10 protein-coding genes are annotated in these 12,837 nt (G+C 40.6%); 9 read left to right on the top strand and 1 reads right to left on the bottom strand.

Annotated elements, in window-relative coordinates:
* Nucleotides 1-82: 82 nt before the first annotated feature.
* Complete coding sequence (locus NDI33_RS07885) at nucleotides 83-3,349, top strand: glycosyltransferase (RefSeq protein WP_190410402.1); 3,267 nt, start codon at nucleotides 83-85, stop codon at nucleotides 3,347-3,349.
* 168 nt (nucleotides 3,350-3,517) lie between these two features.
* On the opposite strand, the gene NDI33_RS07880 is transcribed toward NDI33_RS07885, so the two are convergent.
* Complete coding sequence (locus NDI33_RS07880) at nucleotides 3,518-4,288, bottom strand: methyltransferase domain-containing protein (RefSeq protein ID WP_190410401.1); 771 nt, start codon at nucleotides 4,286-4,288, stop codon at nucleotides 3,518-3,520.
* Between the two features lie 139 nt (nucleotides 4,289-4,427).
* Here NDI33_RS07880 and NDI33_RS07875 point away from each other — a divergent pair, with 139 nt between their 5' ends.
* The 8 genes from NDI33_RS07875 (at nucleotide 4,428) to rffA (ending at nucleotide 12,807) form a co-directional block, all read left to right on the top strand.
* Nucleotides 4,428-5,360 (top strand): glycosyltransferase family 2 protein, encoded by a 933-nt coding sequence (locus tag NDI33_RS07875; protein WP_190410400.1) that lies wholly within the window; start codon nucleotides 4,428-4,430, stop codon nucleotides 5,358-5,360.
* Between the two features lie 11 nt (nucleotides 5,361-5,371).
* Nucleotides 5,372-7,030 carry a hypothetical protein gene (locus tag NDI33_RS07870; RefSeq protein WP_190410399.1) on the top strand — a complete coding sequence of 553 codons (1,659 nt, stop codon included), beginning with the start codon at nucleotides 5,372-5,374 and terminating at the stop codon, nucleotides 7,028-7,030.
* Nucleotides 7,031-7,148: 118 nt separating this feature from the next.
* Nucleotides 7,149-7,883, top strand: a complete 735-nt coding sequence (locus NDI33_RS07865; RefSeq protein ID WP_190410438.1) for a sugar phosphate nucleotidyltransferase — start codon at nucleotides 7,149-7,151, stop codon at nucleotides 7,881-7,883.
* Nucleotides 7,884-7,899: 16 nt separating this feature from the next.
* Entirely contained in the window at nucleotides 7,900-8,886 is a 987-nt protein-coding gene (locus tag NDI33_RS07860; protein ID WP_190410398.1) for a glycosyltransferase family 2 protein, read from the top strand.
* Nucleotides 8,873-9,553, top strand: a complete 681-nt coding sequence (locus NDI33_RS07855; protein ID WP_190410397.1) for a GNAT family N-acetyltransferase — start codon at nucleotides 8,873-8,875, stop codon at nucleotides 9,551-9,553. The genes NDI33_RS07860 and NDI33_RS07855 overlap by 14 nt, the downstream gene beginning before the upstream one ends.
* A gap of 20 nt (nucleotides 9,554-9,573) precedes the next feature.
* Complete coding sequence (locus tag NDI33_RS07850) at nucleotides 9,574-10,440, top strand: class I SAM-dependent methyltransferase (RefSeq protein WP_190410396.1); 867 nt, start codon at nucleotides 9,574-9,576, stop codon at nucleotides 10,438-10,440.
* Nucleotides 10,437-11,627: a hypothetical protein gene (locus NDI33_RS07845; RefSeq protein WP_190410395.1), complete on the top strand. Its 1,191-nt coding sequence runs from the start codon at nucleotides 10,437-10,439 to the stop codon at nucleotides 11,625-11,627. The genes NDI33_RS07850 and NDI33_RS07845 overlap by 4 nt, the downstream gene beginning before the upstream one ends.
* Before the next feature lie 40 nt (nucleotides 11,628-11,667).
* Nucleotides 11,668-12,807 (top strand): dTDP-4-amino-4,6-dideoxygalactose transaminase, encoded by a 1,140-nt coding sequence (gene rffA / locus NDI33_RS07840; protein WP_339380833.1) that lies wholly within the window; start codon nucleotides 11,668-11,670, stop codon nucleotides 12,805-12,807.
* Nucleotides 12,808-12,837 lie beyond the last annotated feature (30 nt).

The raw sequence follows: 12,837 nt of genomic DNA, 5'->3' as shown, positions 1-12,837 counted from the left end.
CCACCGATGGCAGAGGCATAGACAAGCCTTTTAAACAAAAGTGATTGCTAAATGAACAGAATTGGTTCAACGCATACCAGTAATGATGTATAAACTACCTTCAATCAGCATTATCGTGCCATCTTTTAACCAAGGCAAATACCTAGGTCAGACGCTGGAGAGCATCTTTTGTCAAGGGTACCCACGCCTTGAAGTCATAGTAATGGATGGTGGTTCTACTGATGAGAGTCTAAATATTATTCACTCATATGAGCCAAAGTTGACATACTGGCAAAGCCAGCCCGATGGTGGTCAGTCAGAGGCAATCAATTTGGGTATGCAACACTGCACAGGCGAACTTGTAACCTGGCTCAACTCAGATGACTTCTACTGGGGTGACTCCCTCTGGAGTGCGGGACGTGCCTATGCAGCTTTTCCAGAACACGGACTCTACATTGGCAATGGTCTGCGCTACAACCAATCAAGCGAATCCTATACTCCCTTCTGCCGACGGCACCTGGCACTAAACCGTGAGGCGCTGATGCAAGGCCTTGACTACATTCTTCAGCCATCTGTCTTCTTTTGGCGCAGGGCTTGGGATGAAGTTGGGGGGCTAGACTCAAAACTATGTTTCTGCATGGACTGGGATATTCTCATCCGCATTGCCAAGTGCTACCCCGCTGTATTGATCAACGAGTTTTTGGCGGTAAGCCGCGAGTACGAGGAAACCAAAACCCGTAGCGGTAAGCTTAGCCGTGCCTTTGAGATCGCTCACATGATCCAATTTCATACTCAACAGGAGGCAACCCCTGGCAGCTTGTTTTATATGTTGGAGACCCTTGTGAGTGTAACCAATAACTGTGCGACAAGTGCAACAACCCAGCTACGCCACCATCTGCTTGAGGGCATGAATGCCATTAGACAACAGCTGGCTCAGCAATGCGGAAACGATGATGGCTTTCCCGAACAAAGCGATCCACAAGATAAAGTTTATCTACCGTTTGCAACTGCAATTACTCCTCAACACCTACCCCAACTTGACTTCTCTACATTACCCTTAATTAGTATTATCATCCCTTCCTTTAACCAGGCGCAGTTCCTGAGTCAGACGCTAGAAAGTATATTGTGTCAGGGCTACCCGAAGTTGGAAATACTTGTTTTCGACGGTGGTTCTACAGACGGTAGCGTAGATGTGATACTTCGCTACCAACAACAGTTAACCTACTGGATATCAGAACCCGATCGCGGTCCGGCTCATGCTATTAATAAAGGGTTTGCTATGGCTACGGGTGAAATTCTCGCATGGCTAAACTCAGACGATATGTTAGCTAGCGATGCTTTGTGGCAGGTTGGTCGGGCATTCGTTGAAGACCCTGAACTAGATATGGTATTCGCTAATGCGCTTTACATTGATGAAGAAAACAAGCTTTACCTAGCGAACCACGGTTCTCGCACAGGTTTGTACTATGGCGAGGTGCAGCCACTAAATCGCATACCAGCTTACTGGTCGTATGTCCATGCTGTACCCCAGCCTACCGTATTCTTCCGCAATCGCCTGCTGAAATCATGCGGTTATCTGAATGAAACATATCATTACATCTTTGACTTTGAGCTGTTTTGGCGCTTTGCCTGGAAAGCCAAAATTAAGAAGATCGAACGCACACAGGCTTTTTACCGTATCCATGCGGCAAGTAAAACTAGCGATTGGAACAAGTTTTTAGTTGAGTTGTATCGCTTCAGCCGCCCTTGGTGGCCGTCTCTACGTTCAACGGAGTTTCGCTCAACCTTCCGGGATTTTGTCAGCAGCTATATGTCCCGTAAGTACGAAAACTACCCTCGTGATGCGCGTTTCTGGGCGATTGCTACATTAGTGGGACTTTCCACTGTGACCCGCGTTGGTAATCCAGAGGAACTGGAGCAATGGCTGCCCATTGTCGCTCTACGAAGGTTAAAGCCACAAACCCCAACATCACCACAGCCACCTACTGTTAAACTGGATGCTCATGCGAACTTAATACCAGTCTCATCAGCTTATCGTATTTACAGAAAAAACATACGCTACTCCTCAGTATTTTGCTCTTTCTTTTTGCCTTGTCATCCGGGTTATTCCGGTGGCGAAATTCGCGATTTTCATCTGATACGGCACCTGCTTACAGTTAGCAAAATCGAGTTTTTTGCCTTACAAGAGAACCTATTTAGCGATCGGGAAAATATACTGGCACCATTTTTAGAAAAACTACATACTCCCCAGACAATTGCTGCACAGCAGCCCGACTTGGTAGATATAAAAGCATTGCAGCGGACGATCAAAAGCCGTATAGTTAGCCAGATGCGATGCCGCAACTTGCCAGTACTAGGACCGCACTTCCACGGGGATATCGCCCAAACACTATCGGTTATTTCAGCATACCTTAAAGGTGCAATACAAGAAACTATCGAGCGCGAACAGCCAGACTTTCTATTTGTTAGTCCACAAGTCAATTCTGTGGCGCTGACACTAAAAACCGCAGGATTGCGTACACGGTTCATTATGGCATCTTACGATGTTGAAGCAGTGCGAATGCAGCGCCTTGCTGCCTCGCAACGGGGCATAGCAAAAGTGGCGCTCTCCTTGGAGGCTCGCCGTGCCTTATGCTTTGAGCAAGAAAACCTATGTGCTTATGATGGGGTGATCGCTGTGAGCGAACTTGATAAAAATATTTTTGTGGCTAAGTATGGCTTCGCCCCCGAGCGGGTATTAGTAATTGAAAATGGTGTAGATCCCCACTATTTTGCTTTTACCGAGCGGCAAGGTAGCGACAAACCACACATTATGTTTGTTGGGAGTCTGGCCTATTTACCCAACCAACAAGCAGCATGGCGGCTATTGCATCGCATTATGCCACTGGTGCGGCAGCGTTATCCTGAAGCCTGCTTGTGGATTGTGGGTCAATCCCCTGAGCCAGCACTGCTAGCGCAGAGCGATGGTCACAAGACAGTCGTGACCGGCAAAGTAGATGATGTGCGATCCTACTTAGCTCTTGCCTCAGTAGCTTGTGTACCGTTGCTTTCAGGCAGCGGCACTAAATACAAGGTATTGGAGGCGCTCAGCGCTGGCGTACCGATGGTCTGTTCGCCCATAGCTCAAGAAGGGTTAAACCTTGAGGATGAAAAACATTTACTGGTGGGTCACAGTGATGAGGAATTAGCTGCGGCTATTGTGCGCTTGCTTGACAATCCAGAGCTGGCAAACACACTGGCACAACAGGGACGCGAAGTAGTGGAACGCTACTACACCTGGGACTCAAATTTGCCGCGCCTTACAGACTGGTTGGATGTATTGGCTAGCTTACCAAAGCGAAGCAGTGGTAGTATATTTGCAAAGAAATAGACTATTACTTACAAAACTAATCACTACATCTTCTAATGTCTTAATAAGTATTGCTCTTCTGTCAAACTGTCATGAAGCCTTGATTTTTATTGGTCTGAAACAACGTAAAGTCGTTGAATTCCATGAAAGTGACAGAAGAGCGATAAAGGAGAAATAAGAGGTTAATGATTAATCAACTCGACGAGCAATGTATGTTGTGCATTCTTCAAAGTGGTTTCGCACTTTACAAAAATGCTTTGACTTGCTAATTGAGCTTATCTCAAACCCGATAACTTCCAACATTTGTTGAACACATGAATCAGACATTAACCACCAGCTAATTGAATCTGACGTATCGCCCTTTCGAGGCATCAAGTGCATAGTTGGATTTTTATCGCTCGATCCCTGCTGAGTAATAACGATCCACTCTTTGGATAACTCTGATGCAGAATGCAGCGCTTTGAAAGGATCTCGCAAATGGGGCAAAACCATTCCGAACATCACAACATCAAATTCGCCCAACGCCTTAGAAAAATCATAAATGTCCCCGTAGTATACGCATGCTTTAGAAGCAAAAGCTTTGTGTGCATACCAGTATCCCTTCTTAATTCTGTCAATATGCCACTGTAAGTTTTTAGCTAAGCGATCGCGGTCAAAGTATTTCTTGTTGTGAGGAACTATATCCCACATGGAACCGTCAATTATGTCAAACGATGTTACTGAAGCTCCTCGGCGCTCCATTTCAAATGTTAGAAAACCGCTGGCAGCGCCAACATCTAGAACAGTCTTGGAATTAAAATCAAATTGCCCGAAATAACTGTCTATCGTTTTACGCAGATCCCAGTGGTCGCCTACCTCACCTACGCCTGGTATGTCCATGACATGGTAAAATGAACACTCCTCTAAATTATCTACTTGCAGAGGTGTAGCAAAAAGAGATTGATTACCCTTTGTAGACATTTTGAACCTTACCTAACAGTTATTATCTTACGATTGGTTATAATATAGCTTTTTTCAAGCTAATGTCAAAAGCAATTATTGAGCTAGTTCGATAGCCTTTACATATTATTTATTCAATTTTCGCGTCAGGAAGTGTGCTGTGAGTTTGCGATTTAGCGTTATTACCCCTTCATTTTGCCAAGGGCGTTTCATTAAACATACTGTCCAAAGCGTATTAGCACAAAAAATGCCCGACATGGAGTACGTTATTTGTGACGGGGGTAGTCAGGATGAAACAATAGAAATCCTAAATTTTTACAATCATAAAATTCACTGGATATCGGAACCTGATCGCGGACAAGCGGATGCCGTAAATAAAGGTATATCAATGACAACGGGTGATGTTATTGCCTGGATTAATTCCGATGATATTTACTATTCAGGAGCTTTTGAAGCAGTTAAAGCGGTATTTGAAGCTTATCCAAACGTACAAGCTGTATATGGAGATGCTGACTGGATTGATGAGGAAGGGAGGATCATAGCTTCTTTTCCCACAGAGCCTTGGAACTATGACCGATTGAAGTCAATCTGCTATCTTTGCCAACCAGCAGTATTTTTTAGACGCAGCTTAGTGGAAAAGTTCGGCAACTTAGATGCTTCCTTAGAATACTGTATGGACTATGAGCTATGGCTCCGTTATGGGAAAAATATTGATTTTTACTATTTGCCCCAAAAATTGGCAGGTTCGCGGATGTATAAAACTAATAAAACTCTTGGGAAAAGATTGGAAGCCCATTGTGAAATTAATGAGATGTTAGATAAAAATTTTAAAAATGTTCCAGAGAATTGGATTTTTGGATATGCTTTAATAAAAGTTGAAGAAACTACTAATTTAAGTAGATATGATGATAATCAAGTTAGGCAGTTTACTAAAGCATTAATCTGGAATAGCTTCTGGGGATTTCTTCGATGGAAAAGATGGATCCCACCTATTATCCTTGCCAAAATGGCATTTTGGTGGTTTTTCCCAAATTTATCTTGGTTTAGAAGATCGGTACTATCAAATCCTAAAAGCAATAAAATTATCTGGTAGAGAATAATTATATGACCTGGATGCGAGAATGGCTAAAGTCACCACTATTTGTTATATTTTTATGGGCCTTTTTTCTAACCAGCGTAATAGGATTTATTACCATCAAGATTGAGCAAGCTTACCTAGAGAATTATTCTTACTTCTACGATCCTATATCCTATTCTTTACAGAATGCTCGTCTATATGTCCGCCTAGCAAATGAAGGGCGTCTTGGGTTAGCTATACAAGAATGGTTGGTCAACAACAGACATCCATTACGGACAGTACCGCTGATCCTTTTTGCTCCTAGTTTGCTAGCTAATAATGTAGGCCATGTAGCTACTGTGCTGCCAATGCTCTTCATTTTTTTAGGGCTGCTTGGTTGGACAGTTCACCGTCGAACTGATTGCACTCCCTACGCAATTTCCTGTATGGCTCTATTTTGTGCAATACCAGGAATATTTCATCCAAGACTCGGCTTAAGCGCTTACTGGCTAGATCTCCCCGCAGCTATTCTCATTGGAGGAGCAGCCTTATGCCTTTTAAACTCCTCCGGAGGGCGAAGTTTGAAGTGGCTGGTTGGATTTGCTGTACTAGCCTCATGTGCTACTCTTAGCCGCTATATTGCCGCAGCCTATGCTTTTGTAATCTGTGTACCTGTCTTGGCGGGCTACCTTATTCAGCGATGGCGGCGCGAGGGTGCTCCTGTCAAGACAATCTTGTTGCCGCTTTGCGTAATCGGTATTACAACTGGTCTATTAGCTGGATACTTCTTGATTTCTCACCTTAAGAGCAACCTAGAGTATTACACGGTCTATGGATATGCTTTGAATCGGAGCTTACTAGCATCAACTACTTTTGTAATCCATTTCTTAGTAGACTACTTATTTGGAATTCCTGGAACTTTTATCCTTGGTACTATTTGTTTAGTTAATTTAGTATTGTTCTGGCAAGATATAAGTCGGAGATGGAAAGACCTGATAATTTCAATCTGGTACGCCAGTTCCGTTATTCTTTTCTTAGTTCTTGTACTCCGTGCAGGGGAGGGCGGACATTCCACTATGTATGCCGTGCCCTTGATATTCTTTGCAGTTGTATCACCTGTTACTATTAGCCAGAATTGGTCAAACCACCGAGTGCTAGTGCGGTTGTCAGCCATGTTAATTTCTGTAGCACTTTTGTTAGGAGGACGTGCGACTCTAGACAACTATTCCTTTGCTACACATCCTTATCCTGAAGCGAAAGAACTAAAAGCGCTTGATGTTGCCCTAGCTCAAGAATTGATTAGAGCAGGAGGCTCAGTGGTTTGGAGTTCTTATTTCGACGAATATACCTATATACCTAGCATGGAAACGTTCTACCGCTATGGTAAATTACCGTTACCAGCTAATAAACTTTTTACTGTCCATGAATCTTACTGGTCAGGCTTCTACCCCAACCTGTCTGCAAACAAATTGAGTGAGCGTGTTTACGCTGATACTACTCAACAGGTTGACATTGCTGTGGTGTTTAATGACCCAGGGCGGGCAGAAACGAATACTTGGTGGCAGGTCAAACCCAGCCCCAAAACTCGTTTAGTAGCCAAATATGTAGCAGAGCAGATACGCAACGATCCGAACTGGAAACAAATTTTCGTCCTAGAAAGTCCGCAATATGGTACTCTGGCGGGTTATCGCAATCTCACAAGGTAGTTTTTAGGTGCAACCTTAAAAAAAGCAAAACTTCGTGAGTTTCAGTTTTTATCGCAGCTTATAACAGAAAATCTCGATGCTTGAGTTAGTTTCTTATTCAAAAACTACAGAGATTAGTGTGAAAGGAATCATTCTTGCTGGTGGTAAAGGGACACGGCTTGCCCCCTTGACGGAAGTCACGAATAAGCACTTGTTGCCAGTTGGGAAAGAACCCATGATCTGGCATTCAGTTAAACAACTAGCAAGTTCAGGCATTACGGATATTTTAATAGTGACTTCCACCAACCATATGGGAGATGTTGTAAATTCTTTAGGGTCGGGAAAAAGATTTGGCTGTGAATTTACATACCGAGTCCAAGAAGAAGCAGCAGGTATCGCTGACGCTTTATCCCTAGGGGAGCAATTTGCACAAGGGAAAAAAATAGTTGTGCTACTAGGTGATAATATTTTCGAGTATTCTATCCGCCAACACGTTGAAGCTTTTGCGGAACAAGCTGAGGGAGCTAGAGTTCTCCTCAAGGAAGTTGGAGATCCAGAACGATTTGCAATCGCAGCTCTTGATGAAAAGCAAATTATTAAAATTGAAGAAAAACCTACAGAACCCAAGACTAACTATGCTGTTGTCGGTTGTTATATGTACGATCGCCAAGTGTTTGATTTGATACGTAAGGTTCAGCCCTCCGAGCGGGGAGAACTGGAAATTACTAATATTAACGAACTCTATCTAAAACAGGGGCAGTTGCAATTCAGCTTTGTAAATGGACGCTGGATGGATGCAGGAACTTTCAATTCATTCAATGAAGCTAACAATCTCATGTTGTTAAATGATAATCAAATCTTGTACGACATCTGAGGTTAGGTAAAAAAATATGCCTCATATATCTGTGGTTATTCCTGTTTATAAAGCTGAGGATTGTTTGCATGAACTCTATGAACGTTTAAAAGATTCTTTAGAAACAATTTCAGAAGATTTTGAAATAATTTTGGTAGAGGACTGTGGTGGCGATCGCTCCTGGGAGATTATTCTGGAGTTAGCCCATCAGGATCGGCGAGTAAAGGGAATTCAGTTCAGTCGCAATTTTGGGCAACATTACGGAATTACAGCTGGTTTAGATTATTGTGATAGTGACTGGGTAGTAGTGATGGACTGTGATTTGCAGGATCGTCCTGAAGAAATCCCCCGATTTTACGCCAAAGCACAAGAAGGTTATGATGTAGTGCTTGCTCGGAGAGGTAAGCGAAAAGATCCAATTTTGAAGCGTCTGACTTCGAGGCTATTTTATAAAATATTTAGCTACCTTGCAGATATTAAATATGATGCTCAAGTTGGCAACTTCCGGATGATTTCGCGGAAAGTTTTAGAAAGTTTTCGTCTTATGCGCGAACAATTGAGATTTTTTGGTGGTTTGGTAGACTGGATGGGTTTTCCAACTGCCAGCATTGATGTAAAGCATGATTCTCGCCTAGCCGGGAAAAGTACATACACATTCCGCAAGCTTTGGAAATTAGCATCTGAAACTACAATTGCTTATTCTGATAAACCGCTCCGGTTATCTATTCGCTTGGGATTTATGATATCGTTTTTTGCTTTCTTATATGGAGCTTATATTTTTATAAATGCAGCTATTTATGGTTCCGTTGTTACAGGTTGGACTAGCCTTATTGTTTCTTTGTATTTCCTAGGAGGAATTATTATTTCTAATCTTGGCATTATTGGCATCTACTTAGGGAAAAGTTTTGATGAAGCTAAGAAAAGACCTTTATATCTCATCAGAAATTCTACATTTACTCCTTCAACTTTAAAAACCCTAGCTGATTCCAAACGAATCCAAGGTGTAAATAATGGACATTTCTGAGTATATTTTGCCGACTCCTTGGGATAGCAAAGTATTTGGCTTCGATACCTTTGAAATTGTTTCTAAATCCGAAGAAATCTTTAATTCAGTTTTTAAGGTACTCCAGCCTGGACATTACACCGTAAAAGTCAATCCACTTTTCTCTAAAAAAATTTTGCATGAATATGGTTTTTATTACTGTGATACCTTAATTGAACCTTACTGTAATCGCAATAGCTTTGTGGAATATGTAAAAGCAGGAATTCAAATTTCTAAGTTAGTTTCTATAGACGATTTAATTAAAATTTCTCATGGAGCTTTTATTCATGGTCGATTCCATAAAGATTTTAATCTAGATCGGAATCTAGCCGATCTTAGATATGACTTATGGCTTAAAGAACTTTATAACTCTCAAAATGTTTTCGGGTTAATGTCTGATGGTCAGATAGCTGGATTTTGGGGATGTGTTGAAAATAAAATCGTTCTTCATGCGTTAAGTGAAGAATATAGAGGAAGAGGAATGGCTAAGTACTTCTGGAGCGCTGCTTGTCAAGAAGTATTTAGCCAAAAATATCAGGAACTGACAAGTTCAATTTCAGCTTCTAATATTTCAGTTCTCAATCTTTACTCCTCGCTAGGATTTAAGTTTAGGAATCCAGTCGATGTTTACCATATCTTAGTGAAATAATACTGATTTGCTAAATTAACATGAAAATTTGTAGCAAGTGTGGCACGCGATTTGATAGCTTGAACTGGGCATGTCTTTCATGTTCCTATAGACCCAAACGAATTGATGGCTTTTTATCATTTTCACCTGAATTTGCACAAATAAATGATAACTACGAGCCTAATTTTTTTCCCCAATTGGCCACTTTAGAGGCCGAAAATTTTTGGTTCTGTTCTCGCAACCATTTACTACTTTGGGCGCTAGGACGCTACTTTCCCCAAGCTCAAAACTTTTTAGAAATTGGTTGTGGAACTGGTTTTGTTTTAGCTGGTATTGAGAAAGCATTCCCTAAACTAACCTTATCTGGAAGTGAAATATTCAGCACTGGCTTGGCTTTCGCTGCCCAACGGCTTTCTAAAGCCGACTTATTCCAGATGGATGCCTGTAAAATTCCCTTTGAGGAAGAATTTGATATTATCGGCGCTTTTGACGTACTGGAACATATTAAAGAAGATCGCATAGTTTTAGCGGAAATGTATCGAGCAACAAAACCAGGAGGGGGAATTATACTAACAGTTCCACAGCATCCTTGGCTATGGAGCCAAGCCGACGATTATGCTCATCATGTACGCCGATATCGCGCTCAAGAGTTAAAAACAAAAGTACAACGGGCTGGGTTTAAGATTGTGAGAATGACATCTTTTGTCTCGCTCCTCCTACCACTCATGCTTCTTTCTCGCTCGCAGCAGCAACGGCCTCAGCTAAACTACGATCCTTTATCTGAACTGAGAATAAGCGGTTTAGCAAATTCTATTCTAGGAAAAGTGCTTGATTTTGAACGTGCAGCAATCCGGTTAGGTTTGTCATTTCCATTGGGCGGCTCTCTACTATTAATTGCCAAAAAGTGAAAAAAAGCAATTTAATTACAATAATCATTTTACTTATTGGAGTCACTGTACTCTGGGGTCTACCTCTTTCTCGTCTCTACCCAGCCGATCCAACAGGAACTTATACTTTTCACATTGAATTAGCTCAACAAATGGCAGAAAGAAAATTTATTGGAACTCCTCATTTTTTATATCAATTACTCGTTATTATTATACATATTCTTGCTCCTTTTATTAGTTTTAATATTGCTGGATACTATATTGTTCCTATATGTGCTTGCTGGATTTTAGCTATAATTGCTGAGTGTAATATTCGTCAAAACATTCCTTTTTCTAAAAAGGAATTTTACTCCATACCGATAACTTTAGCTTTAATGATTATTACACCTATTAGTTTATTTACATACCCTAGGCTTTATCTTGGGTATATAGGAATAACTATGTATCATAGTGCCACAACGTTGCTTGCTAAACCGATATGCCTATTGATTTTCAATACAATAAGTGAGATTTTTAAGCATCCAGAATCATACTCTAAGACTAAGAAAATAAATCTAAGTTTATTTTTTCTAACGATACTGTCTTTGATAACTAAGCCTAATTATATTATTTGCCTGATACCAGCTATATTTTTTGTAATAATATATAAATTATATATGAATAAATTTATAAACAGTAGGCTAATAATTTGGAGTCTCTGTGTTCCAGCCCTCATAGTTCTTGGGTGGCAGTTCAGCTTGACATACCTAAGCGATCCAACTTTTATCAAAGGAGGAAAGAGTAGCATAGTTTTTGCTCCTTTTAAAGTTATGAGCTTCTACTCAAATAGCCTTTTGTATGATTTTATAATGTCAATTCTTTTCCCATTATCTGTTTATATTTTGTTTTGGAAAAAAGCTAAAACTGAGTTTAGTCTTAATTTAGCTTGGTTGGTATTTTTAGTCTCTATTTTTTATATTTACTTTTTAGGAGAATCAAGTAGGATGTATGCTGGTAACTTTTTATGGGGGGGACAAATTACTTTATTTATACTTTTTGTTTATTCAATTTTATTTTTATTTAAGCAACAAAACTTAAAAGATTTTTATTTTGCTAGTATTTTTTATAAATTAAAAACCAAGTTTTTCTTTTGCTTATTACTTTTTGGGTTGCATTTTATTAATGGTTTAGTATATTTAATGTATGTAACGCAAACGGGCAATTATTAAGTTTTTTAGCAGTAATTTAGCAAGCAATTTTATAAAAGCCGTGAATATTCATAAAGTTCCTTTTAATGTTCCTTTTGCTACGGGTCGCGAACTTGAGTACATTGCTCAAGCCATTCAGAACCAGCACCTTTCTGGAGACGGTGAATTCAGTAAAAAATGCCATGCTTGGTTAGAGTCAAAAATTGGCTGTTACAAAGCATTATTAACTCATTCTTGTACGGCAGCATTAGAGATGGCAGCAATTCTCGCAGACATCCAGCCAGGGGATGAAATAATTATGCCATCTTATACATTTGTATCTACTGCTAATGCTTTTGTATTACGTGGGGCTGTGCCAGTTTTCGTAGACATTCGCCCAGATACTCTCAATATTGATGAGTCTCAGATAGAAGCTGCTATTACATCCAAGACCAAAGCCATTGTTCCAGTTCATTATGCAGGTGTAGGGTGCGAAATGGATGTCATTATGGCACTGGCAGACAAATACAATCTTTTAGTCATTGAAGATGCTGCTCAAGGCATAATGTCTAAATATAAGGAGCGACCTTTGGGTAGTATTGGACATCTGGCTGCTCTAAGCTTTCACGAAACTAAAAATTTGATTTCTGGCGAAGGGGGAGCTTTATTAATTAATGATTCTAAATTAATTGAACGGGCTGAGATTATCCGTGAGAAGGGTACAAACCGTAGCAAGTTTTTTAGAGGACAGATCGACAAATATACATGGGTGGACATTGGTTCTTCATACTTACCTAGTGAACTTGTGGCTGCATTCCTTTTAGCTCAACTAGAATTAGCAGAAGAGATTACCCAGAATCGATTAAAAATCTGGGAAAACTACCACAAACGGTTTTTGGATGTAGAGGAAAAAGGCATTCTCAGACGCCCCATAATACCTAAAAATTGCCAACAAAATGGGCATTTGTATTATCTGTTACTCCAGAATGGAGAACATAGGGCCGAACTACTGGAATACCTCAAGCCTAAAAAAATTGGAGCAGTGTTCCATTATATTCCTCTGCACTCATCCCCAGCAGGTAAAAAATATGGGAAAGCTCATGGCAGCTTGAACGTAACAGATACTGCAAGTGAACGGCTGGTTCGTTTACCCATGTGGATAAGCTTGGAGCAAGAACCTGTTACCGATATAGTTTATGAATGGTTTACAACTAAATTTTAGTAACCATTTATGAAAGAATCTATACAATTT

Source organism: Trichocoleus sp. DQ-A1, from assembly GCF_039961955.1.
Taxonomy (GTDB): Bacteria; Cyanobacteriota; Cyanobacteriia; order Cyanobacteriales; family FACHB-T130; genus FACHB-T130.
Note: the sequence above shows the minus strand (reverse complement) of the source record. Positions and strands in the feature narration are given on the sequence as shown.

Bases quoted from the DNA above. Each gene is read 5' to 3' on its own strand.
- NDI33_RS07850 (WP_190410396.1), top strand. From the start codon at position 9,574: ATGAAAATTTGTAGCAAGTGTGGCACGCGATTTGATAGCTTGAACTGG.
- NDI33_RS07880 (WP_190410401.1), bottom strand. From the start codon at position 4,288: ATGTCTACAAAGGGTAATCAATCTCTTTTTGCTACACCTCTGCAAGTA.
- NDI33_RS07860 (WP_190410398.1), top strand. From the start codon at position 7,900: ATGCCTCATATATCTGTGGTTATTCCTGTTTATAAAGCTGAGGATTGT.
- NDI33_RS07855 (WP_190410397.1), top strand. From the start codon at position 8,873: ATGGACATTTCTGAGTATATTTTGCCGACTCCTTGGGATAGCAAAGTA.
- NDI33_RS07870 (WP_190410399.1), top strand. From the start codon at position 5,372: ATGACCTGGATGCGAGAATGGCTAAAGTCACCACTATTTGTTATATTT.
- NDI33_RS07885 (WP_190410402.1), top strand. From the start codon at position 83: ATGATGTATAAACTACCTTCAATCAGCATTATCGTGCCATCTTTTAAC.